We start from the raw sequence: 24,983 nt of genomic DNA, 5'->3' as shown, positions 1-24,983 counted from the left end.
CTGACATTATTGCTTAGACATAAAATCCTGACCTTGCTTTAAGGCTTGCTGTCCAATATTCTTGAAAACCCAACCCAGAGCGAGAACCAGAGGAAGCAGAACGATTAGTAAGCGCCAATCCATGAGACACCTCTTACTCAGTTAATAAAGATTTTTGAATGATTCTCATATTTATTATGTATCGTAAGTTCGCTAGAATGCCTAGTCTCTTTTTGAAAATCCTGTATCCGTCCCTCGTCCGGCATGAACTAAGGCTAATTGCTTGTAACGGTGAGCATGTTCAATTAACTCATCGGCTTCTGCCTCGGATATTGGGCGGATAACTTTTCCAGGAATCCCAACCACCAGCGATCGCGGCGGCACATCCTTCGTCACTACGGCTCCGGCTCCAATGATGCTGCCAGTCCCCACCCGTACTCCATCCAGGACGATCGCGCCAATCCCAATCAGGGAGCCGCGCTCCACATAGGCACTATGAACGACAGCCCGATGACCAACCGTGACGTATTCTTCCAGAACCGTGGGTTTTCCCGGATCTCCGTGGAGAATCGCCCCATCCTGAACGTTGGTGCTTTTGCCAATCACAATTGCTTCCACATCACCTCGTAACACGGCCCCGTACCAAATACTGGCCCCCTCGGCGATCGTGACTTGCCCCACGATCGTGGCATTGGGGGCGACAAAGGCCGCTTGAGACAAGTCAGGAGGAGGCCAGAAAGATGAAGATTGTATCTGTTGGTCGCTAAAATCGTTCACAGTATCTAAAAGTCGCTATGGGTGCCGATAGAATTACCTAATGGAGGAGTCAATATACCTCGATATAATAGAACTATTGGCACTGATGCGTAGAGAACAGGCAAATTCGCCCTCAATGATCAACCCCGCCCTGCAGTACCCAATTTTTGGCCCGGAAATTCAGTGCCCTCACTGTCGCCAGACCATTCCGGCACTCACGCTGACAGATACTTATCTCTGTCAACGACATGGTGCTTTTGAAGCGAACCCAAAGACCAGTGAACTGATTCACCTGCAGTCTGGGCGACATTGGCGGCGCTGGGAAGGGGAATGGTATCGTCAACATACCCATCCTGATGGCATTCGATTTGAAATTCACGAAGCCCTCGATCGCCTTTACACTCAGGGCTACCGGGCAACGCGCGTAATCATTGCCAGGCGCTACAAAGACCTGATCAGTACCTATCTGGAGCGCAGCACCCCCTGGCGAGGCCAGAATGAAGCTCCAAAGCCGAGACTATATGGTCTTCCGGTAGAATTCAGTCCTGATCCAGAAGAAGTCCCGTGCTGGGAAGTCATCAACTTCGACCTGGAAAAAGAACCGGGTGTCCCTGTCCGCTATCCTTATTTCAGGCTGTTTGAATAAGTTTTACAGTAGAATTCGATTGATTAAATCACAGCAGGTTAGATGGAATGTAATGAATGCTAAGCAGACGTGAGTAGGCTTTTTATTCCTTGATTCTCTCACTCCGTCGTACCTGAATCAGTTCGGCAGCAATGCTGACGGCGATTTCTTCAGGGGTCAGGGCACCAATGCTGAGGCCGATCGGAGCGTGCAGCGATCGCAACTGCTCCGCAGTAAATCCAGCTTGCTCCATTGTCCGCTTCACTTTTCGGACCCGTTTCTGACTGCCAATCATGCCGATGTAAGTACAGGGAATTTCTCGTTTCAGCAAGGCTGACAACGCTTCCAAATCATATTGATAGCCGCGAGTCAGTAGAGCAGCATACAGTTGGGTGTGCTGAGCCAGCTCAGTGAGAGCGGTAGCGATCGAGGTAGTAAAGATCCGAGCTGCCTGAGGATAGTGCTGCCTGTTCGCCCATTCTTCTCGCTGATCCTGAACCATCACCTGAAACCCGATCAAATCAGCCACTTTTGCCAGTTGAATGCCGCAATGACCTGCACCAATGATCAGCAGGGTAGGAGGGGGATGGAGGAGTTCGGAGAAAGAAGATCGGGGATCGGGGCCTCGTATCGCTTCCAGGTAGGGCGATCGCTCCTGCTCAAAAGGCGTTACCAGCGTTACGGATTGCCCAGCCTCTAGATGGGCAAGGATTTGCTGGGCCAGGGCGATCGCCTCCTTCCCTGACCAGCGTTCTAACCAGACTTGCATCTGCCCGCCGCACACTCCCTGGGTATCGCGATCGGGGGCACCAGATAGATCGATTTCTACCAATTGCTTGTTCCCGGTTGTCAGGAGAGTTTTAGCAGCCTCGATAACTTTGGCTTCTCCGGCTCCACCCCCGATCGTGCCATGCGAGCGCCCCTCTGCATCGATCATCATCCTGGCTCCCACCTCACGGGGAACGGATCCGCGTGTACTGACTACCGTGGCAACAACCACCGGGCCTGCTGTTAGAGATTTCGCTAATTGACGATAGAACGGAATCAGCATGCAGGGTTAAAAGCGGTAATTGCGATCGCGCACCCAGAGACTGACTGGAACTGCATTTCCGGCTGCATCCACTTTCGCTTCCACCACAAAAGCTTGCGGGGATTGGGACTGGGCCTGCCGGATGGCTTGATTCACCTGCTCTCTTTGATCTTCGGGCATGTAGTAGGTTTCCAGGCCATAGATCGATCTCCAGGCATCCCAATGTCCCTTCAACGCTACTTGATTGGTAGGGAGATTGGTTGGACGATCGCGGCTGACCCGCACAGGCTTCCAGGGAACAGGAGGATGAGCATTGGTATCGGCGGGTGCTTCTAACACGACATAAAACGAACCGGAATGAATTTGGTTCCCACCGGGGAGTTTACTCAACGTTTGAGAGTCAGAGATTTGATAACTCAAGGTTTGGGAATAGCCCCGCAGCAAGTCATAGGGATCAACGGGCAGGGTTTGCAATACAACAGTTTTACCCATGGCATAGGTATAAGCACTGTGCGCCGGAATCACCAGAATTAAGGCTGATTGAAACAACAGCGGCAGCCAGAATCGCCACCCAGGTAGTTTCTCGGCGACCTGTGTTGGTGCTGGCAGGGGTTGTGGAGCGGGAGCGGATGGATCGAGAGGAGAGAGGGAGGTCATAATTGGTGCTCCTATGAGGAATGGGGTAAGGACGATCGCGACGAGTGAGTTTTGCGTTCAAACCGGAGTCCGGCAACAATCCCACCCACACCACAAACGGTGAATACGATCGCTTTCAGCAATAGTCCAGTGTCATATTCCAGCGTGCGGCTGATGATCCCCAGGATCAGTAACACCATGCCACCCCAAAAGGTAAATCGGTGAGCCAGAGCCAGGCCATCACGAATCAGCCCTAGTACCAGCAGGAACAGCATGGCATTGAAGGCAACTACCAATAGTACCGACACTTGAACTAAAGGGGTATGGGCGATAAACAACAGGGCCGTAACCATTAGAAAGGCCGCGATCGTCCCACTATTAATCTGCCGCTCCTGAATTTGTCCCCATCGCCATTGGGGTTTCAACTGGAACCAGCCCAAAGCCGCCACAATTCCCAATACCACAGCATCAATGAGTGGGAACCAATGCCAATCCTGTAATCGTGCGATAGCCTCAGTCGGGCTGGTGATCCACCATCCCCGAAAGGCAAAGATGAAGAAAAGAATGCTTAAAAACCAGAGGGCTAAACTGCGAGCGATCGGCTGAAAGGGATCAACAGAAGTGGCTCCTCCGGAGGGCAAAGGCCGAGCGGATAACCTTGGCCGATTTTGGGCAGGAATTCGCCACAAATCTGTGCTATAGCCCCACAACAGAGCCGCAGGTAAGACAAAGGCGATCGCCAGAATCCATCCCACACTCCAGGCATTCCAGGGTTTGAGATTAAAGGTTAATGACATGGCAATCGCGATCGCACCGAGGCCAAAAATGATCCGCGATCGACACCAGTAGGCCAGGGGCACAAACACCAGACTGACCACTAATGGTAAATGCTGGATCACCAGAGCCGTAGCTGAAAATTCCTGCCAGACCAACCGACCAGACCAACTGGCAGCATATCCCAAAGACACCAGAATCAGAGCCAGCACTCCCAAAGGTGTGAGTCGGAGACTGTAGGCCATCGCCGCGACTGCCAATCCCCACACCAGCAACAATTCATACCACTCCCCGCTCTGGTGAAACATTTGGGACATTAACCCCAGATTGGCACCCAGCAACAAGGCACCCAGCAGCAGTAACCCCTGTCCCAGCCGCTGCTGACCGCCATGCGTGGATGGTTGGCGCCAGAGGTAAAACCCGACCCCATTCACACCGACGAAACTACTGAACAATAGGAGCATTTTGAAGGCGCGGGGCCATACCTGCCAGTTAGCGGCAACAAAGGTAATGGCTCCCAGTCCCAACAGAACCGCTCCTAAGCCAATTAAAATCGCAACAAAACGATGACTGGCTTCTTTTTCTAAGCGATCGAACTGGTAGCGTGCGGCCAGTTTTTCATATAGGGCTGCGTCGATCAACCCTTCAGACCACCATTGTTCAGATTCGTGGCGCAATTGGCGGCGAAATTTTTCTGAGGCCATCGGTCAAACTCTCCACCCGGATTGGGATGTCACCACTATACTGTGCAACATCCCATCCTTATGGAACTGGATAACAGTTTGCAATCTGGCCTTAAACAATATTGGTAATCAGATCAACCACCACTTCAGTCGTTTGATCCAGAAGTACCAGATTGGAGCCAATTACCACCAGATCATAATAGGTAGGCAGGTTGACATAAGTGTTTACTTGCTTGGGTAGAACGACCCATTTCTTGGCAATTCCAGGTGGTAACCCCTTGCCTTTCAATAACCGTTTTTGAATTCCGGGGGGCAGCGATCGGGCCTGACTGATAATTTGGGTGCGAACCGCATTGGTCAACAAGTAGTTGCAGCCACAGTTGCCACGCAGCAAATCCACTAGCACGGTGCGTTGGTTGGTGGTAAAACTGGAAATCCGGGTTTGTTGCGCCCGCCGAATTGCCCCATTGTAAGCTATAACGACTCGGGGATTATTTTTGTAAACCGTCACCACACTTTCAGTCGTCATCACACTGGAGCCAGGTCGTCCCCCTAAAAAGGTAAATGTCCAGGAGTCACCATTATCCACATAGGGACAGTCTTGAGCAGGCCCATGCATCGAAGCTTCTGCCCGGTAGACCCGAATCCCTCCATTGGCCGCTTCTGCCGCTTGACGAGCCAGGTTCTTTGCCCGATTCAAGTCAACCCGGTTGCTGCGATATTCCCAATCATCCCGATCGCGTTTGTGTCGTTTTTTGTCATCTTTATCATCCTTATCGGCTATCAACCATTTTGACGAACTGGTGCGACTGAAATGATTGACCAAGCCGGAGTGCTCTGTTCCCGTAGTGACCAATGAATCTGAACGCATAGCCTCAGATCGGACAGTTGCAGCCCGCAGGGGAGCCGTGATTGCAGTCATCAACGCCAGACTGGTAACGGCTAAGGTACTTTTGTTGAACATGGAAAAGACAGATGAATTAAGAATCAAGGTTTGCCTGCTGGAAGTATTTGCAAAAGAGTTGAAGGTCGCACCCAAGCTAAACAAGAGGAGTTTTATCTGGTTCCTAGAGTTCCCCTGATTCCCCAGATTCTTGATTCCTTTACAATCCAAAATGCACTGCCACTATGGACTATCCACCGTTTCCCCAGCCAAAATCGCAAATCCAGACTCCAGAATCTCTTGCAATCCCTCAAATGGGTGATTCCAAAGCAATCTCCATCACTCATCCAGGTGGGTGAAGCACACTAGATGGTAAATCGTCACTCTAGAAATATGAAGCTTCGATTAACGGCCCAATACTGGTTAACTCTGGGTGCGATCGCCGGTGTCTGTGGTGGTTCTGCAATCATTTTTAGTGCTGCCACTGCTTACCTGATCACCCACTCCCATCTAACTCACTCCCCTGACGATCGCTGGCTGTTGCCAACCTTGCTTCTGGCCCTAGTGCTGGGAAGTCTGGCCGTAGCAGCCTGGCTCTTGCATATGTTCATCCTGAAATGCAAATTGGATGAGGAAAAGTTTCGACACATTTTTGCTGGAGCTGCGATCGGCATTGGGCTGGATAGTTTAGACGGCACAATCGTTGAAAGTAATCCGGCGCTCCAGACTATGCTAGGTTACACCCGTGAAGAGCTAACTCAGATAAAGTTTGCCGAATTTACCCATCCCGATGATTTGGCGGTAGATAACGAACTGTTTAGTGAAATGATTGCGGGAAATCGGGACTCGTATCAAATTGACAAGCGCCACATTCGCAAGGATGGAGAACTACGCTGGGTGCGCTTGACCAATTCCCTGGTACGTCACTCCAATGGCGATCCAAAATACACGATCGCGGTGGCCGAAGACATTACCCAACTCAAACAGGCTCAGGAAAGCGTCACTCTGTATAGAGATATTGTCCAACGGATGCAACTGGGAATTCTCGTCTGGCAGTTGCAGGATTTGGACAATCTCACCAGTTTCAGGCTGATTGAATGTAACCCTGCGGCTTGTGAGATCTTACAAGTAACGGCAGAACGACAGGCTTTCATCGGCCAGAATATGGCAACTATTTTTCCTGAGCTTTTAGAAACCGCCTTCCCTAATCTATACGCGGAAGTGATTCGCTCAGGACAGGTACGAGATTTAGGTGAAATGTGTTTTGGCGATCGTCCCAATCCTGCTCGCATTTGTACCAGTAAAGCCTTTCCCCTTCCCAATCAATGTGTAGGACTCATTTTTGAAGACATTACTGAACGCAAACAAGCCGAAGCCGCCTTGCAACAGAGTGAAGCCCGCTTCAGAGTCGTTGCAGAAACGACTTCCTGTGCTTTTTTAATCTATCAGGGTAATCACCTCCGTTACGTGAATCCAGCAACAGAGCAGATTACTGGCTACTCTTATGAAGAATTACTGCAAATGCCTTTTTGGGAACTGGCTCATCCCGATTACCGTGATCTGGTGCGACAACGGGGATTAGCACGGCAGCGAGGGGAGTCAGTTCCTCGCCGCTATGAAATCAAGATTGTGACGAAAAATGGAGAAGAACGCTGGGTGGATGTCACGGGCGGCACAGCTTGCTTGAATGGACAACCCGCTGCCCTGGCTACCGCTTACGACATTACAGAACGGAAACAAGCTGAAGCTCAACTGCAGCTGGCGGCGAATCGCGATCGCCTGATGGCTGAAATTGCATTACGGATTCGCAGTTCTCTGAATCTGGAAGAAATCTTGCAGACCACCGTTGCAGAGGTGCGCCAGTTCTTAAAGAGCGATCGGGTATTTGTGGCCTACCTGGATCCGGAGGGTGGATGTCGGACAATCGCGGAATCAGTAGATCCCCAGTGGAAATCAATGCTGGGCTGGGAAGTGGATAGCCGATCGGCAACCATTATTCGGGAATTATTTACATCCGATGCGGTGCTGGCCGTGCATGACATTTGCGAAATCGCCCAAACTCCATTCCTTCAGGAGCACTATCAACGCTGTCAGGTAAAGGCAGGAATGGGCGTACCAATCCTGCTGAATGGTGATCTCTTCGGAGTTTTAATTGTCAATCAATGCTCTGCGCCTCGACGATGGCAGCCTTTTGAGGTGAAATTGTTGAAGCGGTTAGGCACGCAAGTGGAAATTGCCATTCAACAGGGACAACTGTATCAGCAACTGAGAGCAATGGCGACCAATTTGGAGTGCCAGGTGGAAGAACGTACCCTGGAACTGCAGCAGCGAATGCAGGAGCTACAGAGTCTCAATCAGGTGAAAGATGTCCTGCTCCATGCTGTGACCCATGATCTACGTACCCCTGTCCAGGGTATGTTGATGGTACTCAATCACTTACGGGATAAGGGAGATGAGATGGTATCCGTGCCGCGATCGATGCTGGATCGCATGATTGAAAGTAGCGATCGGCAACTGACTTTACTCAGTTCCCTCATGGAAAATCACACAGATACGAAACCTCCTCTCCCCTGTAGCTATCAACCTGTATATCTGCATCATCTAGTAGAAAATGCGCTGGCTGCGCTGGCCTGCAAACTGACTAAAAATCGCTCTACTGTGATCAACCAGATTTCCCCTGCCTTGCCCCCTGTAACGGTCGATCCCATCAAACTTCAGCAGGTATTCGAGCAGTTATTATTGAACGCAATGCAACACAATCCACCTGGACGCACCGTGATCCTGAATGCAATTGAGATCAAGCCTGCCGAGGATTCCCATCACCACTGTAACAGGCACAATGCGCCCTTTCTTTACTGTACCGTTGAGGATGATGGAGAAGGACTGCGCCCCGAGCAATGCGATCGCCTGTTTCAACTGTATGTACGCGGATTGGATAATCGGCACTTAACAGGGATCGGATTGGGGCTTCATCGCTGTCAACAAATTATTAGCGCTCATGGTGGAAAGATAGGCGTTCATAGTCAGCCTGGATGCGGCTCCCGGTTTTGGTTTACCCTTCCGCTCTCCCGCTTGCCGCTCGATCAACCTTAATACAGGTAAAAGACTGCCCCTCTTCGCTGAAGCGCTAAAGCCTCTTCTCTGGAGATCCCAGGATTTTCTGCAAATATGGCTCTTCTAAGAGTCGCACCTACCAGATTCGTCGCACTTAAGTTAGCCCAGCGCAAATCACAGTTACTTAAATCTGCACCGTAGAAACTGGCACCGCTCAGGTCAGCCCTGGTCAGATCAGCCCGTTGCAAGTTGGCATGGCTGAGGTTGGCTTCCCCTAAATTTGCCCGTTCTAATATCGCTGCGGTCAGGTTTGCCCGTCCTAAGTCTACATGGCTCAGATCAGCCTGAGTCAAATTAGCACGGGTCAGGTCAGCACTACTGAGTGAAGCCCCAATCAGATTTGCTCCTAGCAAATTGCTATTGACCAGTTTGGCATAGTCCAGATTTGCTCCCGTCAGTGTGGCTGACATTAGTTGAGCACCAATCATCCTGGCTTCTTCTAAATTTGCATTGGTCAGGTTGGCCCCAGAAAGATTGGTGTTAATGAAATTAGCTTTGGCAAGTTGGGCCGATCGCAAGTCCACCCGCTTCAAATCGGCCCCCGAAAAATCTTCCTTAGGCCGCAACCCAGCTAGTTTTGCAAGTTCAAAAAAGTCGTCAGTTTTGGATTCTGTGACTAATTGAATTAGCGCTTGAAGTTTTTGCAGAGACGGGTCACTCGTCATTTGAGAGGGAGGCACAGATAGGATGGATCCAGGGTCCATAGGTTTGCCACGATGGGGAACACCACTAGAATCACATCCAATTCAGAATTGTCCTGAAGTCACACCAAAAATATGTATGGAACCAGGCGAATTTTTGTAAAGTAGGCGATCGCTCCCAGAATCAGCAGCCCCTGGAAAGGCAAATCTATTTTAGAGAAAAATATCTAAAGGACTACCAGTTGCCAGTGACTAACTTTAATATTGCCGACTTTTGCCCTGATTTAAACAACTCTTCCTGCAAAGTTATTAAAAATGCCAAAGAATAGGTTGAAAATTCAACCTACCCTGGAACTTAAGATTTTTAAGCCTTCGTCTCTAGTAACTGGAAAAGCATTATCCTAATGCGCCTTCAGCCCACAGCGTAATCAATCGATTAACCACCGCCCTTTTGTTTGGACTGAGATCGGCAGGTAAGGACTCCCGCAAGCCTGTCACAATCTCAGACAAGTTGGAAGTCAAAACACCTGCTCTTCCCTCCTGCTGTGTCGAGCCTGAGTTGATGGAGTGCATTAGTTGACGGCTACCGACCGGGAATTGCAGATGTTCTGGTTGGATCTTCATGATGAATCAGTAGGGGTAAGGGAGTGCTGAATATAGTGAAGGAGCTTAAGCGACTAAACTAATCAAGAATGAAAAACTTAACTGCGCAGAAACTTGGCCTTTCGCAGTATGCGTCCTCTGTTTCAAATAGTCAAGATAGGCAGCACCTGTTCAACCATTGAAACTCATAGCAGGACACTAACGTCTGTGCCAAGTATTCCCTGATTAAACTAAAGATAGCACCGCTAAATATTGACTGTCTCTGGGGTGAGCCGAATCTTCATATAGGGGTCAGCACACACAGACATACCAATCAGCCCATCGGATTTTCTGCTCATGAACAGACTTGCAATGACTCCCTAGGGAAGCAAATCTAAATTTACTCTGAAATCTTGGCCATAACCACCGTTTGTAGCGATATGAACAATCTATGGACAAAGTTCCGTTAGTTTAACTCTAGTTTAACTAAATAAGAAGTTTTCTGAACCTTGAGGGGTACAGAAGAGTGCTTGTTGGCTTCGGTCAGTTTCTGTCATTAGTTTGAGGTGTTTTGCAGCCCATCTCGTTAACATAGGCAGATACCTGGCTCACATCAGTAATTGGATGAATTGTTTTGATAACAGGGCGAATGGTTTGCTGTCCTCATATTTGATAAAGCTATGTACCAGGAAATGTCTCATCCCCCAAATCGCAATACAAGCCCCCTTGAGCTAGTGGAGTTGGAACCCCTATCAGATGCTGAACTGATGGAGTCACTGGAACAACTCGCAGAAGGGGACTTGACAGATACCGCTCTTAACTCAGAGGTTCTGGGTCTTACAGATGCTCTAGAACTCGGAGGAGAGCCTTCGGATGATGAACTGGTGGCAGTCAAGGTAAAAGGGGACTCTCTCTCGGATGAACGTCCCTCCGGGTATAGTAAAACCCTGGCAGATGATTCCGTAGGAGCTTTCTTTAAAGAAATGGCTCGTTATCCGCTGCTAAGGCCAGATGAGGAATTAGAACTGGCACGGCACATCCGCTACCTCTATGAGATTGAGGAATTACGATCGCAACTCGCTCAAGACTTGGGCCATCTACCTAGCAAAGCCGAGTTGGCTGCTGCCACAGGTATGACCGAGCGGCAGTTAGAACATCACCTGCATCGCAGCCGGGTGGCTAAGCGCAAAATGATTCGATCAAATCTCCGATTGGTGGTTTCTATTGCGAAACGGTACTTAAACCGGGGGGTGCCTTTCCTGGATTTGATTCAAGAAGGAGCTCTGGGGTTAAACCGGGCCGCAGAGAAATTTGACCCAGACAAAGGCTATAAGTTTTCGACCTATGCCTACTGGTGGATTCGTCAGGGGATTACCCGCACGATCGCCAATGATTCGCGAACGATTCGGCTCCCGGTGCATATTGTTGAGAAACTGAATAAGCTGAAATCGGCGCAACGGGAACTCAAGCGAGTTCTGCATCGCAACCCTACTGAATTGGAATTGGCAGAGGCGTTAGAAACGACCCCCGAACAACTGAGAACCCTGCAGCAACTACATCGGAGATCACTATCCCTCAACTACCGCATCGGCAAGGATGAGGATACGGAGCTGGTGGATTTGTTGGAAGACGCAGAAACCCGTTCTCCGGAAGCTCAAATGAGTGAAACCATGCTGCGTCAGGAAATCTGGGACGTGCTAGGGGATGTGTTGACCGAGCGGGAGAAGGACATCATCAGCTTGCGCTACGGTCTCAGTTCCAACAAACCCTGCACCTTGGAAGAGGTTGGAGGATTATTTAATCTCTCCCGTGAACGAGTCAGACAGATTCAAAGTAAAGCCATGCGGAAGCTGCGTCGGCCCCAAATTGCAGAACGTCTGAGAGGCTGGTTGGGTTAAACAGGATCAAATTTTTGTTTCAAGTTTTCGATCCTGCATTAGTTTATTAGGGCAGCTAGCATCTCTTTTTATCCTTCTGTCTAATGACCTTCGACAGTTCTGTTTCCTCTGAGCCAATTCCCACCTCCCCCTCTACCCACGCAAGCTCCCACAGCTTGGCCGGTGTTGTTTCCTCCATCCTGGGCAGTTTATTGACCATTGCCGCGGCCAGTCCGGTTTGGCTCCTGCAGGCTGTGCCGGGGTATGCGGCTCAGTCCAATTTCACACCTTACTGTCAGCAATTTCCTGAAGCGATCGCCCAGAAAGAAAAAACTCGACAAGAAGCCCTGAAAGGGAACCAGGAGGCTCAGAAGAAATACAACACAATCATTGCCCAACACGGAGAACGCCTGCAGCGCTGCCGCCGCACTACCTGGCCTCAAAATCAAGCCATCTGGATTCGCCTCTACCCCTGCGATACCCGACCGGGTGTTTTAGAAAGTGTGCTCGATCGCATCGTTGATCGCGGCTATAACCAGGTTTATATAGAAACGTTTTATAACAGTCGGGTGCTGCTGCCAGCCAATCAAAATCCAACTCCCTGGCTGTCTATGTTGGCAGGCTCTGGTGCGGATAACGTTGACCTGCTAGCGCTTGCCATTCGGAAAGGTCGTGAGCGGGGCCTAAAAGTTTACTCCTGGCTATTTGGCATGAACTTTGGTGCCAACTATGCACGGCGGTACGATCGCCAGCAAACACTAGCCCGCAATGGTTGGGGACAAACGAGCCTGACAGCTAATATTGTCGCTGGCTTGAGTACAGATTGGGGCCTGAGAAATCCAGATGAGGCATTTGTAGATCCTTACAGTCCCCAGGTACGCCAGGACTACAGTGATCTGATTGAGGCGGTGTTGCAGCGGAAGCCAGATGGTGTACTATTCGACTACATCCGTTATCCACGGGGTAATGGAGCTGCCTCAGTGGCCACTAGAGTACAGGACTTATGGATTTACGGAGATGCCTCTCAACAAACCTTGTTTCAGCGGGCACGCTCCATTAATGCGGTAGAACTCTTGCGTCGCTTTCTTCAACAAGGTTCCTTGAAGGCAGACGATCTGCAGCAAACGAACAGCCTCAAGGCCCAGATGCCCCAATGGCAGGGTGTGGATACCTCTAACCTACCTGCTAACCTGCCAGCAGCTAAGCAAGCGATGGTATTGCAATCAGAATTGTGGCGACTGGCCGTTGCTCATGCCGCTCAAGGAGTGATCGATTTTGTCAACCATGCAGTTAATACCGCGCGGAGTCAGAGTCCATCCATCGGGCTGGTCTTTTTTCCAGAAGGCAACGCCGTGGTCGGTCAGGGCTATGATTCCCGGTTACAATTGTGGGATCGGTTTCCCACTTCTGCGGAATGGCACCCGATGGCCTATGGCGTGTGTGGGAATACCAGTTGCATTATGCAGCAAATTCAGAAAGTACTCAGCAAGGCTCCTCCGGGAACAGCAGTGAAACCTGTACTGGCGGGTATCTGGCAACAATCGATCGGTAATCGTCCGCCTCTAGAAACCCAAATGAGTGTGTTGCGAGATCTGGCTCCCAATATTACGTCTGTGAGTCATTTCGCCTATTCCTGGCAGGAACCGGGTTCCGATCGCGATCGCAAAGCCTGCACAGTTCGCTAACGAACAGCCAATAGTTGAGATATTGACCAACAGCCGTATGAAGTTCGGAGATGGCAGGGGGATTCGTAAATCTCTTAACTTCCGCGGCAATTCTTTCGGAATCACGCTGAGCAACAAAGCTTAGCTATTTTTTCATATAAAAAAATCCCCCACTTGAAAGTGAGGGATTTTTTAGTTATTCGCCTACAGACACGGATCCAGCGTTAGCCAAATTTCGCGGCTGTTGAGGCAATCACAAAGGCAGCGTAGGTAAAGATGAAGCCAACTGCGAAGTGAGCCACACCTACCAATCGGGCCTGAACGATGGAGAGAGCAACGGGCTTGTCCTTCCAGCGAACCAGGTTAGCCAGAGGAGTGCGCTCGTGCGCCCAAACCAGCGTTTCGATCAGTTCTTGCCAATACCCTCTCCAGGAGATCAGGAACATGAAGCTCAGTGCCCAGACGAAGTGAGCAAACAGGAAGATCCATGCCCAGATTGACAAGTTGTTGACACCATAGGGGTTGTAGCCATTGATTAATGGGCCGGAGTACAACCACAGATAATCACGGAACCAGCCCATCAGGTAAGTCGAACTTTCATTGAACTGAGCGACGTTACCAGACCAAAGAGCCAAGTGCTTCCAGTGCCAGTAGAAGGTAACCCAGGCGATCGTATTCAGCATCCAGAAGATAGACAGGTAAGCAGCATCCCAAGCGGAGATGTCGCAAGTACCGCCACGACCGGGACCATCGCAAGGGAAGGCATAACCGAAGTCCTTCTTATCGGGCATCAGCTTGGAACCACGAGCATCCAGAGCGCCTTTGACGAGAATCAAGGTGGTGACGTGGAGGCCGAGCGCGATCGCGTGGTGAACCAGGAAGTCGCCAGGGCCAATGGTCAAGAACAGAGAGTTAGTACCGCTGTTGATGGCATCCAACCAACCGGGTAGCCAGACGTTGCCATAGTTAGGCCAAGCAGTGGTAGCAATGCTGTCAGGGCTAGACAACAGGGTGTCCATGCCATAGAGCAGTTTCCCATGAGCAGCCTGGATGAACTGAGCAAAGACCGGCTCAACCAGGATTTGCTTTTCAGGAGTACCAAAGGCTACCACAACATCGTTGTGAACATACAAGCCCAGAGTATGGAAGCCGAGGAATAAGGAAACCCAGCTCAAGTGAGAGATCAGGGCTTCCTTGTGCTCCAGCATCCGGGCCAGCACGTTGCCCTTGTTTTGCTCTGGATCGTAGTCACGTACCCAGAAAATAGCGCCGTGGGCAAAGGCACCAACCATCAGGAATCCAGCAATGTACTGGTGATGGGTGTACAACGCGGCCTGAGTTGTATAGTCCTGCGCCATGAAAGCGTATGGAGGCAGCGAGTACATGTGTTGAGCGACCAGCGAGGTGATCACACCCAGGCAAGCCAGGTGCCAACCCAACTGGAAGTGGAGGGAGTTGTTGTAGGTTTCGTAAATGCCTTGGTGGGGCATATTGAATGGCCCTTCAACAGGCTTCCCGAAGAAGGTCTTGGCATCCATCATTTCCTTGATGCTGTGACCGATCCCGAAGTTCGTGCGGTACATGTGACCCGCCACGATGAACAGGACTGCAATCGCCAGGTGGTGGTGAGCCATATCCGTCAACCAGAGAGACTGGGTTTGCGGATGGAAGCCGCCAAGGAAGGTCAGAATTGCAGTACCAGCGCCTTGAGAAGTTCCAAACACATGCTGAGCCGTGTCGGGATTTTGGGCATAGACCCCCCAGTTACCCGTAAAGAAGGGAGCTAATCCAGCGGGGTGAGGAGGCGTGGTCAGGAAATTATCCCAGCCAACATGCTGACCCCGGGACTCAGGAATTGCCACATGGATCAGGTGTCCAGCCCAAGCCAGAGAGCTAACCCCAAACAGACCAGCCAAGTGGTGATTGAGGCGAGACTCAGCGTTTTTGAACCAGGCCAGACTGGGACGGAACTTGGGTTGCAGGTGTAACCAACCAGCAAACAGGAAGAGAGCAGACAGGATCAACAGGAAGATGGCTCCACTGTACAGATCACCAGCAGTCCGCATCCCCTGGGTATACCACCAGTGGTAAACACCGGAGTAGGAGATATCCACGGGGTAAGAAGCACCAGCCTGGGTAAACGCTTCTACCGCCGCTTTACCGAATTGAGGATCCCAAATCGCGTGGGCGATGGGACGGGTATTTAGTGGATCTTTCGTCCACGCTTCAAAGTTGCCCTGCCACGCTACGTGGAACAGAAGGCCAGAAGTCCACAGAAAGATGATGGCAATGTGACCAAAGTGGGAAGCAAAAATCTTTTGATAAAGATTCTCTTCCGTCATGCCGTCATGGCTTTCAAAATCGTGGGCTGTGGCAATCCCGTACCAGATCCGACGAGTTGTGGGATCTTGTGCGAGGTCCTGGCTAAATTTTGGGAATTTAGTTGCCATAACTTAAGTTGTTCTCCTCGCGCTTTAGCCAAGTGCAAGTGTTCGAGCCAGGAAGAATGCCCAGGTTGTGGCAATTCCTCCTAAGAGATAGTGAGCCACTCCAACAGCCCGACCCTGAATAATGCTCAGCGCACGGGGCTGGATAGATGGAGCAACCTTCAGTTTATTGTGAGCCCAAACGATCGACTCAATCAACTCCTGCCAGTAGCCGCGACCACTGAAGAGGAACATGAGGCTGAAGGCCCAAACAAAGTGAGCACCCAGGAACATTAATCCATAGGCCGACAGAGCCGAACCGTAGGAAGTAATCACCTGAGTTGATTGTGCCCACAGGAAGTCACGTAGCCAACCGTTAATCGTGATGGCGCTTTGAGCAAAGTTGCCACCTGCGATGTGGGCGATCGAACCATCCGCGTTGACTGTACCCCAGACATCCGACTGCATCTTCCAACTGAAGTGGAAAATCACCACGGAAATGCAGTTGTACATCCAGAACAGACCCAGGAATACATGATCCCAACCAGAAACCTGGCAGGTGCCACCCCGGCCTGGACCATCACAGGGGAAGCGGAAGCCAAGATTGGCTTTGTCCGGAATCAGACGAGAGCTACGAGCAAACAGGACACCCTTCAACAGAATCAACAAGGTGACATGAATCGTGAAGGCATGAATGTGATGCACCAGGAAGTCTGCGGTGCCAAGCGCAATGGGCATCATCGCCACCTTGCCGCCCACAGCTACAACATCACCACCAAACGCATAGCTAACAGGGGCCAGCGCGTTGGGAGCGGTATTGCCAGGAGCTAAGGTATGCAGATTCTGCACCCACTGAGCAAAGATGGGCTGTAGTTGGATCCCGGTATCCGAGAACATATCTTGAGGACGACCAAACGCACGCATGGTGTCGTTGTGGACGTATAGACCGAAGCTATGGAAGCCGAGGAAAATACAAACCCAGTTCAGGTGGGAAATAATAGCATCCCGGTGACGGATAAACCGATCGAGGACGTTGTCCTGGTTAATTACGGGATCGTAGTCACGCACCATGTAGATAGCTGCGTGGGCTGCCGCACCGACGATCAGGAAGCCGCCAATCCACATATGGTGGGTAAAGATCGATAACTGGGTAGCATAGTCCGTTGCCAGGTACGGATAGGGAGGCATGGCATACATATGCTGAGCCACAATGATGCTCAGAGATCCCAGGCCAGCCAGGTTCCATGCCAGTTGAATATGCCAGGAGGTTGTGAAGGTCTCGTAGATTCCCTTATGGCCTGCGCCAGTAAAGGGACCCTTATGAGCTTCGTAAATCTCCTTCATGCTGTGGCCGATGCCCCAGTTGGTTCGGTACATGTGGCCTGCAATGATGAACAGAACAGCGATCGCCAGGTGGTGATGCGCATTGTCCGTCAACCAGAGACTACCTGTTACTGGGTTCAGACCACCTTTGAAGGTCAGAAAATCGGAGTAAGCGCCCCAGTTCAGGGTGAAGAACGGAGTCAACCCTTTCGCAAAGCTGGGGTACAAATCCACCATCAACTGTTTGTTGAGAATGAACTCATGGGGCAGGGGGATATCCTTGGGCACAACACCAGAATCCAGCAGTTTGTTAGTTGGCATAGCCACATGGATAATGTGCCCGGCCCAACCTAAAGAACCGCAACCCAACAATCCAGCCAGGTGGTGGTTCAGCATGGATTCAGCGTTCTGGAACCATTCTAGTTTTGGTGCCCGCTTGTGGTAGTGGAACCAACCAGCAAACAGCATCAGGGCTGCCATGACCAGTGCGCCAATAGCAGTGCAATAAAGCTGATAGCTATTGGTGAAGCCTTCACCTCTCCACATATAGAACAATCCAGAGGTAATCTGGATGCCGTGGAAGCCACCACCAACGTCTGCATTCAAAATTTCTTGACCAACAATTGGCCAGACGACCTGAGCACTGGGTTTAACGCCAGTGGGATTGGCCATCCAAGCTTCAAAATTTGAAAATTTAGCGCCGTGGAAATACATGCCACTGAGCCAGATGAAAATCACAGCTAAGTGACCAAAGTGAGCGCTGAAGATTTTACGAGATACGTCTTCTAAGTCAGAAGTATGGCTATCAAAGTCATGGGCGAGAGCATGAAGATTCCAAATCCAGGTCGTGGTTTTGGGTCCTCTAGCAAGGCTGCGGTCAAAGTGTCCGGGTTGTGCCCACTTCTCAAAGGAAGTGGGAACCGGATCCTTATCGACGACAACCCTCACTTTTGCTTCCCGCTGTGGGGTAGTTGTCATTGAGACTCTCCTCTCTCTGTACAAGGAACGAGGGAATTCCCCTTTCAGATCCACTCTGCTACTTGCAAGCCTCACTGACCCATTGGTACAGGATGGCCCGAACGAGGATAAACATGATTCCTGAGAGGGCTAGGCCCGCAGGGAAAACAATTCAGACCAGATTCAGGTGGCTTGTAACAGAGACATCATCACGTGAACTTTGAAAAGTCCGGTGGATAACGACTTGGAACCGATTGGGGTTCTCATCGTGACATTATAGGATCGCAACCCCCCCGAATGGAGACGGTTAACAATAATTAAAAACCCCCCGAATGGTGGATGGTGTCTGGGTTGCGAATCTGAGGAAACCGACAAAAGTCAAGTTCTAATTTATCCAAGTTAAAAAAATGAAACAATATAACACAATACAAAATCATCAAATGTTGCAGATTTAATACCTTAATCATTGATGTCACTAAGCGTTATTTACATTTATGGAGTTATATGCTTTCACTTGTGGCAGTAGATAGTAATCCTGCTTACACAGGCTTTTCGTCCTCATCCTATACATGCGCAGCACGAAGATGCGTCGAGAAATTCTTGAGTTAAGTAAATTTCGACTTGCCCATAATCCTGCCTTCAAGGCTAGCCCTGGAATCTATAGATATTTTCTTATTAAAACCTATTGAATTTTTTATTTAAGTTCTGAACGATTGGTTCGGTATTGACGTTGCAGTTGCCTGTAACGGTGATTACAAAGGGACTTTCTATAGAGCGATCGCAATTGACTTATTGCAATATTTCTATACAAAAAATTGGGCAACAGGGAGTTTTCAGCCAATTTTAGTTAAGAACTATTAATAACCTGATATATCGCGATTCAGGATGAAGGCCTATTTTGGCAACTCTTCCAGACCATCACCAGATTTATGCTCCTGCTTTGCTGCAAACAAAAACAAATATTGGAGGGTCAGAGATTCCGCTATAGTTCCCTATGGACAGCCACATGGAGTGTGTTTCGGTGCCCAGAATGATGGATTGGCGAAAACTAATCAGAGTGTTAACTGCGGGAATATTGGTATTGCTGCTAATCTTTAGCCCAATCAATACTCAACCTTCCCTGGCTATTCGTAAAGGTCGTGTGGCTGTGCCAGAGTCCAACCAAGGCACTTCTCAAGCGTCCAGTAAACTTGCTGAAACGGCTCCGCCAGAAATTTTGCAAGCACTACGGCAGGATCTAGAAAAGTATCAGCCGCAGGTCAAGATCGTCAGTCCGCGATCGCAGGAGGTTTTAAAGGACACTAGAGTTGCCGTGCAATTTCAGGTTACAGACCTGCCGATCTTTAAAGATAAAAAATTGGAATTGGGGCCGCACCTGCATGTTCTGCTTGATAACCGCACTTATCAGGCTATCTACGATATTAGCCAACCGTTAGTTTTTGAAAATCTGGAACCGGGTACTCATACCTTGCGTGCTTTTGCCTCCCGGCCCTGGCACGAAAGCTTTAAGAATGAAGGAGCTTATGCCCAGACTACCTTTCATATTTTGACTAAAACTCAAGAGAATAGCCCGGATCCCAAACTGCCGCTCCTGACCTATAGCCGTCCCCAGGGCAGTTATGGGGCAGAACCCATTTTGCTGGATTTTTATCTGACGAATGCCCCTCTGCATCTCGTTGCCAGAGAAGCCAAGAAAGATGATATAGCCGACTGGCGAATTCGCTGTACGGTCAACGGCAAAAGCTTTCTCTTAGATCAGTGGCAGCCCATTTACCTGAAAGGCTTCAAACCGGGTAAGAACTGGGTACAGATTGAGTTTCTGGATGAAGATGGCAAACTAGTGCCTAATGTGTTTAATAACACGGCTCGAATCATTACTTACGAACCGGGAGGGCAGGACTCCCTGGCAAAGTTGATGCGTGGCGAATTATCCCTTGAGGAAGCTCGCAGCATTGTAGATCCGAATTACAAACTCGCTCCCAAACCTCTCTCCACTTCTTCGCCAGAACCCATTGAAACCCCTGTTGACAGACCTTCTCCTGTCCCCATTCCTTCACCTGTTTTGCCGCCCCCAGCAGTTAAAGCGACTTCTAGTCCTGAACCCAACGTCAGTCCCAACCCAACGACTTCCCCGACTCCGATCGCCCCGGCCAAACCAGAGGTGAAAGTACCTCAGATTGAAGCCAGTTCTGTTCCCGCTCCTGCCCCTGCCAAAACTCTGGAAGTGCTACCCATTCCTACTCCGGCCGAGCAGGAAACTCCTGGCGATCGTCCGAAACTGGAAACTGAACAACCGGAACCAGTGCCATCCCCAGCGCCAGAGGAGCCTGCAGCACCAGAGGGGCCTGCAGCAAAAGAAGTTTCCAAGCCATCCCCTCAAGAAACCATCACTAATTTCCTGAATCGGTTTCGACCTCAAGCGCGATCGACCAAACCAACCGCACCCCAACCCTCTCTGGCTCCCTCGATCAGGCCGTTACCGCAGCCTACTCCCACCCCAGAAGTGATTAAAGTGCCGGAGCCAGTTGCAGAACCTGAAAAGTCTGAAACACCTCCACCAGTCCGAGTTATCCCTCAACCGATCGCGGCTCCACAACCAACTTCGGTACCATCACCCTCTCCCTTCCCGCCAAAACTTGCTCCGTCAGAGTCAATCAAACCGGCAGCTAAACCATCTCTAAGTTCACCAAAACCTGCTCAAGAGGTTGAGACAGTAACATCTGGTGAGCCTACTCCTGTCCCCAGTCCCGTTATGCGGGAGCCAGCGCAGTCGGAAGGCAGCAAGGCACTCACGGAAATCCAAGAAAAAGTGACGGAGAAGGCAACGGAACTAAGGTCTGAGTTTCTTTCTCAGTTCAATAAGTTGCGCGATCGTTTCCGCCGTCCAGCACGATCTGAAGTTACCCAACCAGCACCGAAACTTTCTGCGCCTGAATCTACAACTATTCCTGTTCTAGATGTTCCTGCAGAAATCAAAACTCCTGCCACCCTGACAGCCCCTGCGTCCCCGGAACCTGTATCTCCTACCAGCCCAGACTAGTGCAGTTTCAGGGGAATGCGAATCACAAATTCGGTACCCTGCCCAGGTGATGAGGTACAAGTTAAAGTACCCTGATGTTTCTCGGTGATAATCTGATAGCTAATTGAAAGGCCCATGCCTGTCCCCTGGCCTACAGGTTTAGTCGTGAAAAAGGGATCAAACAAGCGCCGCTGCACTGACTCTGGCATCCCGATGCCGTTATCGGCAATTTTAATAATCGCCTGGTGCTCCGGGTCTAAAGCAGTGGTGATCGTAATCGTACTGGGGGTCTGTTGGATGGCTTCTGGTGTCTGTTGCTGGATCCGTTCTTCCAGGGCATCGATCGCGTTAGCCAGAATATTCATAAACACCTGATTTAATTGCCCCGCAAAGCATTCGATCTGGGGTAGGGAGCCATAATTTTTGATTACCTGGATAGCTGGACGGTGTAAGTTGGCTTTCAGGCGACTTTGCAGAATTATCAACGTACTGTCGATCCCTTCATGAATATCTACAGCTTTGACTTCGGCTTCATCCAGGCGAGAAAAAATTCGCAGCGATCGAACGATCCCTCGGATACGATCAGCGCCTACTTTCATCGAATCCAGTATTTTGAGGAGATCCTCGCTGAGGAATTCCAGATCGATCTCCTCAATTCGAGTGGCGATCGCCGGGTTGAACTGGGGGTACTCCCGCCGATACAGGTGTATCAGACTGAGTAAATCCTGGCTGTAGGCTTCCAGGTGATTCAGATTGCCGTAAATGAAGTTCACCGGATTGTTGATTTCATGGGCAATCCCTGCTACTAGCTGCCCCAGACTGGACATCTTCTCGTTCTGCACCAGTTGGGCCTGGGTGCGTTGTAATTCCTGCAGGGTGGCGGCCAGTTCCGTTGCTCTTGCCTGACTTTGTTCATACAGGTTGACCTGATTGAGAGCGATCGCCAGTTGTTCCATCACGGCCTGCACAATATCAATCTCATCAGTTGTCCAAGCGCGCACCTGACGATTGCCACAGAAAACGATCTGTAACAAAGTGGGGCTGAACTGCACGGGCAATATCAGTGCAGCCTGCATCCCCAAGGACTCAAGAGTCGCCGTGATTAGGGGATCATCTGTGGCGCTGGCATCATCAACCTGAATAATTTCTAAACCAAGAATTCTTTCTCCCAGGGTACTGAAGCTAGAGAGGGGGTACCGTCCCAAATAACTGGGCATATCAGCCGCCCGAGACTCGCTGATGGCATGCCAGTAGGGTTTTTCAGCATCCAGATGACACCAGGCGAAAATACAAGCATCGAGCTGCAAGAATTGACGGATCTCATCCAGGGCAGTGGTGAGAATCATATTGAAATCGAGAGAACTGCGAATCTGGGTGGTAATGCGGTTGAGCAGTTGTTCGCGCTGGGCCTGTTGTTTGAGGCATATTTCTGCCTGTTTTTGTTCCGTGATATCCCGAATGATGGTGGATAAATACTCTGGAGTACCATCTGCCGCTTTGTGAGCAATGATCACCTGAGACACTGGAATTTCCTGGCCGCTACGAGAGACGATCGCCACCTCTCCCTTCCAGATGCCTGTTTGCAGAGCTGTAGGAATGCCCTGTCCCAAAACGATCGGTTTTGCCCATTCTGGCACCGTGGTACTGATGGGCAAACCCACCACATCTTCCTCTGGCGGAATTTCTAATAATTGTTTTCCGGCCTGGTTCAGGTAAAGAGTATTCCCCTGCATATCAGCGGTGCCGACCAAGTCTGAGGTTGATTCCAGGATAGCCGTAAGCCTTGCCTGGGACTGTTCAGCCGCTTTGCGCTCAGTAATGTCAAAGGCGGTAATCACGATCCGGTAAATATGGCCGCGTTCGTCTTTTAGGGGATTGAGTGTGGTTAACCGCCAGATAGTCCGTGCCTGAAACGTGACACATTCCTCATAGGTAATCGCCGTGCCTGCCTGCACACAGCGCTGGTAATTTTGCCGCATGATTGCCCCCTGAGTTTCTCCCCACACCTCCTCTGGCGTTTTCCCAGCGATCGCAGCACTGGAAATACCTGTGAGCTTCTCGGCGGCACGATTCCATTCCATCAGGCGAAACTCACCAGTCTCCGACACATCCACAAGGATGATGCTGTGTTCTACCCCTTCGTACATACTCCGCAGCAATTGCTCCTGGGCTTGCAAGTCTGCTTCCGCTTGTTTGCGCTCTGTAATACTCAGGCCAGTGCCCCGAAAGCCGATAACTTCGTCCTGTTCATTGAAGAGTGGCACACCCCTGACTGATTCCCAAACCACTTCACCATTGGGCAGACAATTTCGATGCTCCAGGGTGAAGGGACTTTTGCTAACTGCCGCTGCCTGGATGATCGCCATCACATCTGCAATATCTTCTGGTGGCATGAACTTAAATAGAGTATGTCCCAACAATTCAGTAGGGCTGTAGCCTTTCACATCTTTGGCGCGATCGGTGACAAAGGTATAAACGCCATCGGCATTTATTTCCCAGATATATTCTCCCGCTGCTTCGGTGACATCCCGAAAGCGTTGTTCACTAGTGCGTAAGGCGGCTTCTGCCTGTTTGCGGGTTGTGATGTCATTATTGGTTTCCACGATCGCGATCAGGGTGCCCTGGTCATCCCGCTGCAACGCCCAGCGACTGAACACAATCAGTTCCCTTCCATCTCGCGTCATATGGGTTAGTTCCCCTTCCCAATGCTGATGCTGTTCCAGTTCCGCCATGATGGTGTCCAGGGGGTGCGGGAACTGGGTTTGGAACAGGGTATGGCTCACTTTACCGATCGCGTCTTCCGATGTCCAGCCGTACAACCGTTGTGCGCCCTGGTTCCAGTAGCTAATTACGCCATCCAACCCGCGAATCATAATCGCATCGTTGCAGGCATCCAGCATCTGCAACTTTTGTTGCAGTTCGGCGAGGGCGGCGTTGCGATCGGCTTCTAGCTGCTTGCGATCGCTGACATCCAGCAAAAAACCGTGCCAGAGAGTATCTCCATTCTCCAATCGTTCAGGGCTAGACATTCCCTGAATCCACTTTTGTTGGCCAGAAGCGGTGATGAATCGTCCTGTCCATTGCCAGGGTTGCAGGGTTTGAGCAGAAAGGGCAACGGACTGCTGGAAGCTTTCTTGATCCTCTGGATGAATCATGGCAATTGCCTGATTTGGATCTCTTTGTAACTGCACTGGATCTAGGCCATACAACGTCTGACAACCGGAACTGACATAAGGGAGCGACATTGAGCCGTCGGCACTCAGCTTGAACTGATACAGCATTCCTGGCAAATGGGTGGCTAATCGATGCAGCTTGACCTCTGTTTGCTGGCAGGCAATCTCGATGGACTGGCGTTCGGCTTCTAATGGCTGGCGCTCGCTCAAGGTTTGTTGCAGGGTAAGGGTACACTCACGAATCTGGTCTTCCGGGGATTGGGTCAGTTGCTGCAGCTGCAAATGGACTCGCAATCGGGCTATTACCTCCGTTGGCTCAAATGGTTTGGGAAGGTAATCGATCGCCCCCAGAGAAAAGCCTTTGGCTTTACTGGCTGTGTCAGTCAGAGGCATAGTCAAGATGACTGGAATGGCCTGGGTAAGGGGATTGGCTTTGAGCTGACGACAGATTTCAAAGCCATCTATCCCAGGCATTTCTACATCGAGCAAAATGAGTGTGGGTTGATGCTGCTCCACCAAGGCCAGGACACTTTCCCCATTCGTCACGCTCCGATAGCACAACCCAGCCGCATCCAATACCTCCGAAAGTACAGACAGGTTAGTCCGCTGGTGATCCGCAATTAGAATAAATCCTGCTTTTACTGACAGAGGTAGTTGATTCCCTAGTTGCCTGTGTCTGATTGTCATAAATTTTTCCCAGTTAGAGGAGTAGACGGTGCTATGAATCCTGAGCCAATCGGTAATAGCTTTCAGCAGCTAGTTTGCCCAAACCTGGAGAAAACTCAACGAGATCGCCCGTCAACTACGGTCTTCGATGTCGCTTCTACCTGTTGCTTCAAGT

17 protein-coding genes are annotated in these 24,983 nt (G+C 50.4%); 5 read left to right on the top strand and 12 right to left on the bottom strand.

The genetic code is table 11. The annotated features are described in order from the left end of the window. Positions 1 to 6: 6 nt before the first annotated feature. Together ACUVQO_RS06750 and ACUVQO_RS06745 are read right to left on the bottom strand one after the other, a co-directional pair. Complete coding sequence (locus ACUVQO_RS06750; RefSeq protein WP_445925121.1) at positions 7 to 123, bottom strand: photosystem II protein Y; 117 nt, start codon at positions 121 to 123, stop codon at positions 7 to 9. 78 nt (positions 124 to 201) lie between these two features. Next, the gene (locus tag ACUVQO_RS06745; RefSeq protein WP_445925120.1) at positions 202 to 699 is read right to left on the bottom strand and encodes a gamma carbonic anhydrase family protein; all 498 of its coding nucleotides are present in this window, start codon (positions 697 to 699) and stop codon (positions 202 to 204) included. Positions 700 to 871: 172 nt separating this feature from the next. Between ACUVQO_RS06745 and ACUVQO_RS06740 the strand changes: the two genes are divergently transcribed. Continuing rightward, on the top strand, positions 872 to 1,381 hold the full coding sequence (locus tag ACUVQO_RS06740; protein WP_445925146.1) for a TIGR02652 family protein: 510 nt from the start codon (positions 872 to 874) through the stop codon (positions 1,379 to 1,381). Positions 1,382 to 1,463: 82 nt separating this feature from the next. Here the strand turns inward: ACUVQO_RS06740 and ACUVQO_RS06735 are convergent, their stop codons facing one another. The 4 genes from ACUVQO_RS06735 to ACUVQO_RS06720 all read right to left on the bottom strand — a co-directional run bounded on the left by ACUVQO_RS06735 (position 1,464) and on the right by ACUVQO_RS06720 (position 5,447). Then, positions 1,464 to 2,411, bottom strand: coding sequence for an XdhC family protein (locus ACUVQO_RS06735; protein WP_445925119.1), 948 nt, complete (start codon positions 2,409 to 2,411; stop codon positions 1,464 to 1,466). Positions 2,412 to 2,417: 6 nt separating this feature from the next. Next, positions 2,418 to 3,047 carry a GDYXXLXY domain-containing protein gene (locus tag ACUVQO_RS06730; RefSeq protein WP_445925118.1) on the bottom strand — a complete coding sequence of 210 codons (630 nt, stop codon included), beginning with the start codon at positions 3,045 to 3,047 and terminating at the stop codon, positions 2,418 to 2,420. An 11-nt stretch (positions 3,048 to 3,058) separates the two neighbouring features. Then, complete coding sequence (locus ACUVQO_RS06725) at positions 3,059 to 4,504, bottom strand: DUF2157 domain-containing protein (RefSeq protein ID WP_445925117.1); 1,446 nt, start codon at positions 4,502 to 4,504, stop codon at positions 3,059 to 3,061. A 91-nt stretch (positions 4,505 to 4,595) separates the two neighbouring features. Continuing rightward, positions 4,596 to 5,447: a hypothetical protein gene (locus ACUVQO_RS06720; RefSeq protein ID WP_445925116.1), complete on the bottom strand. Its 852-nt coding sequence runs from the start codon at positions 5,445 to 5,447 to the stop codon at positions 4,596 to 4,598. 312 nt (positions 5,448 to 5,759) lie between these two features. On the opposite strand from ACUVQO_RS06720, the gene ACUVQO_RS06715 reads away from it, so the two are divergent. Next, positions 5,760 to 8,459 carry a PAS domain S-box protein gene (locus ACUVQO_RS06715; protein WP_445925115.1) on the top strand — a complete coding sequence of 900 codons (2,700 nt, stop codon included), beginning with the start codon at positions 5,760 to 5,762 and terminating at the stop codon, positions 8,457 to 8,459. On the opposite strand, the gene ACUVQO_RS06710 is transcribed toward ACUVQO_RS06715, so the two are convergent. Both ACUVQO_RS06710 and ACUVQO_RS06705 read right to left on the bottom strand, forming a co-directional pair. Continuing rightward, entirely contained in the window at positions 8,456 to 9,160 is a 705-nt protein-coding gene (locus ACUVQO_RS06710; protein ID WP_445925114.1) for a pentapeptide repeat-containing protein, read from the bottom strand. The genes ACUVQO_RS06715 and ACUVQO_RS06710 overlap by 4 nt on opposite strands. Before the next feature lie 357 nt (positions 9,161 to 9,517). Further along, entirely contained in the window at positions 9,518 to 9,745 is a 228-nt protein-coding gene (locus tag ACUVQO_RS06705) for a hypothetical protein (RefSeq protein ID WP_445925113.1), read from the bottom strand. 638 nt (positions 9,746 to 10,383) lie between these two features. Between ACUVQO_RS06705 and ACUVQO_RS06700 the strand changes: the two genes are divergently transcribed. Together ACUVQO_RS06700 and ACUVQO_RS06695 are read left to right on the top strand one after the other, a co-directional pair. Then, the gene (locus tag ACUVQO_RS06700; protein WP_445925112.1) at positions 10,384 to 11,601 is read left to right on the top strand and encodes an RNA polymerase sigma factor, RpoD/SigA family; all 1,218 of its coding nucleotides are present in this window, start codon (positions 10,384 to 10,386) and stop codon (positions 11,599 to 11,601) included. 83 nt (positions 11,602 to 11,684) lie between these two features. Continuing rightward, positions 11,685 to 13,265 (top strand): hypothetical protein, encoded by a 1,581-nt coding sequence (locus ACUVQO_RS06695; protein ID WP_445925111.1) that lies wholly within the window; start codon positions 11,685 to 11,687, stop codon positions 13,263 to 13,265. Here ACUVQO_RS06695 and ACUVQO_RS06690 read toward each other — a convergent pair. From ACUVQO_RS06690 to psaA, 3 genes are all read right to left on the bottom strand, one after another. Then, positions 13,186 to 13,356, bottom strand: coding sequence for an element excision factor XisH family protein (locus tag ACUVQO_RS06690; RefSeq protein ID WP_445925145.1), 171 nt, complete (start codon positions 13,354 to 13,356; stop codon positions 13,186 to 13,188). The genes ACUVQO_RS06695 and ACUVQO_RS06690 overlap by 80 nt on opposite strands. Positions 13,357 to 13,468: 112 nt before the next feature. After that, positions 13,469 to 15,694, bottom strand: coding sequence for a photosystem I core protein PsaB (gene psaB / locus ACUVQO_RS06685; RefSeq protein ID WP_445925110.1), 2,226 nt, complete (start codon positions 15,692 to 15,694; stop codon positions 13,469 to 13,471). 24 nt (positions 15,695 to 15,718) lie between these two features. Further along, positions 15,719 to 17,971, bottom strand: coding sequence for a photosystem I core protein PsaA (psaA, locus tag ACUVQO_RS06680; protein ID WP_445925109.1), 2,253 nt, complete (start codon positions 17,969 to 17,971; stop codon positions 15,719 to 15,721). A gap of 973 nt (positions 17,972 to 18,944) precedes the next feature. Here psaA and ACUVQO_RS06675 point away from each other — a divergent pair. Beyond that, positions 18,945 to 20,990: a hypothetical protein gene (locus ACUVQO_RS06675; RefSeq protein ID WP_445925108.1), complete on the top strand. Its 2,046-nt coding sequence runs from the start codon at positions 18,945 to 18,947 to the stop codon at positions 20,988 to 20,990. On the opposite strand, the gene ACUVQO_RS06670 is transcribed toward ACUVQO_RS06675, so the two are convergent. Next, positions 20,987 to 24,829, bottom strand: coding sequence for a PAS domain S-box protein (locus ACUVQO_RS06670; protein WP_445925107.1), 3,843 nt, complete (start codon positions 24,827 to 24,829; stop codon positions 20,987 to 20,989). The two genes, ACUVQO_RS06675 and ACUVQO_RS06670, sit on opposite strands and share 4 nt — an antisense overlap. Positions 24,830 to 24,983: the final 154 nt, after the last annotated feature.

It is taken from the genome of Leptodesmis sp. (genome assembly GCF_052746595.1).
Note: the sequence above shows the minus strand (reverse complement) of the source record. Positions and strands in the feature narration are given on the sequence as shown.

What these genes read in the sequence shown, in the direction of transcription:
- ACUVQO_RS06750 (WP_445925121.1), bottom strand. Translation starts at nt 123, where the DNA reads ATGGATTGGCGCTTACTAATCGTTCTGCTTCCTCTGGTTCTCGCTCTG.
- ACUVQO_RS06740 (WP_445925146.1), top strand. Translation starts at nt 872, where the DNA reads ATGATCAACCCCGCCCTGCAGTACCCAATTTTTGGCCCGGAAATTCAG.
- ACUVQO_RS06735 (WP_445925119.1), bottom strand. Translation starts at nt 2,411, where the DNA reads ATGCTGATTCCGTTCTATCGTCAATTAGCGAAATCTCTAACAGCAGGC.
- ACUVQO_RS06730 (WP_445925118.1), bottom strand. Translation starts at nt 3,047, where the DNA reads ATGACCTCCCTCTCTCCTCTCGATCCATCCGCTCCCGCTCCACAACCC.
- ACUVQO_RS06725 (WP_445925117.1), bottom strand. Translation starts at nt 4,504, where the DNA reads ATGGCCTCAGAAAAATTTCGCCGCCAATTGCGCCACGAATCTGAACAA.
- ACUVQO_RS06720 (WP_445925116.1), bottom strand. Translation starts at nt 5,447, where the DNA reads ATGTTCAACAAAAGTACCTTAGCCGTTACCAGTCTGGCGTTGATGACT.
- ACUVQO_RS06715 (WP_445925115.1), top strand. Translation starts at nt 5,760, where the DNA reads ATGAAGCTTCGATTAACGGCCCAATACTGGTTAACTCTGGGTGCGATC.
- ACUVQO_RS06705 (WP_445925113.1), bottom strand. Translation starts at nt 9,745, where the DNA reads ATGAAGATCCAACCAGAACATCTGCAATTCCCGGTCGGTAGCCGTCAA.
- ACUVQO_RS06700 (WP_445925112.1), top strand. Translation starts at nt 10,384, where the DNA reads ATGTACCAGGAAATGTCTCATCCCCCAAATCGCAATACAAGCCCCCTT.
- ACUVQO_RS06695 (WP_445925111.1), top strand. Translation starts at nt 11,685, where the DNA reads ATGACCTTCGACAGTTCTGTTTCCTCTGAGCCAATTCCCACCTCCCCC.
- psaB (WP_445925110.1), bottom strand. Translation starts at nt 15,694, where the DNA reads ATGGCAACTAAATTCCCAAAATTTAGCCAGGACCTCGCACAAGATCCC.
- psaA (WP_445925109.1), bottom strand. Translation starts at nt 17,971, where the DNA reads ATGACAACTACCCCACAGCGGGAAGCAAAAGTGAGGGTTGTCGTCGAT.
- ACUVQO_RS06675 (WP_445925108.1), top strand. Translation starts at nt 18,945, where the DNA reads ATGGACAGCCACATGGAGTGTGTTTCGGTGCCCAGAATGATGGATTGG.
- ACUVQO_RS06670 (WP_445925107.1), bottom strand. Translation starts at nt 24,829, where the DNA reads ATGACAATCAGACACAGGCAACTAGGGAATCAACTACCTCTGTCAGTA.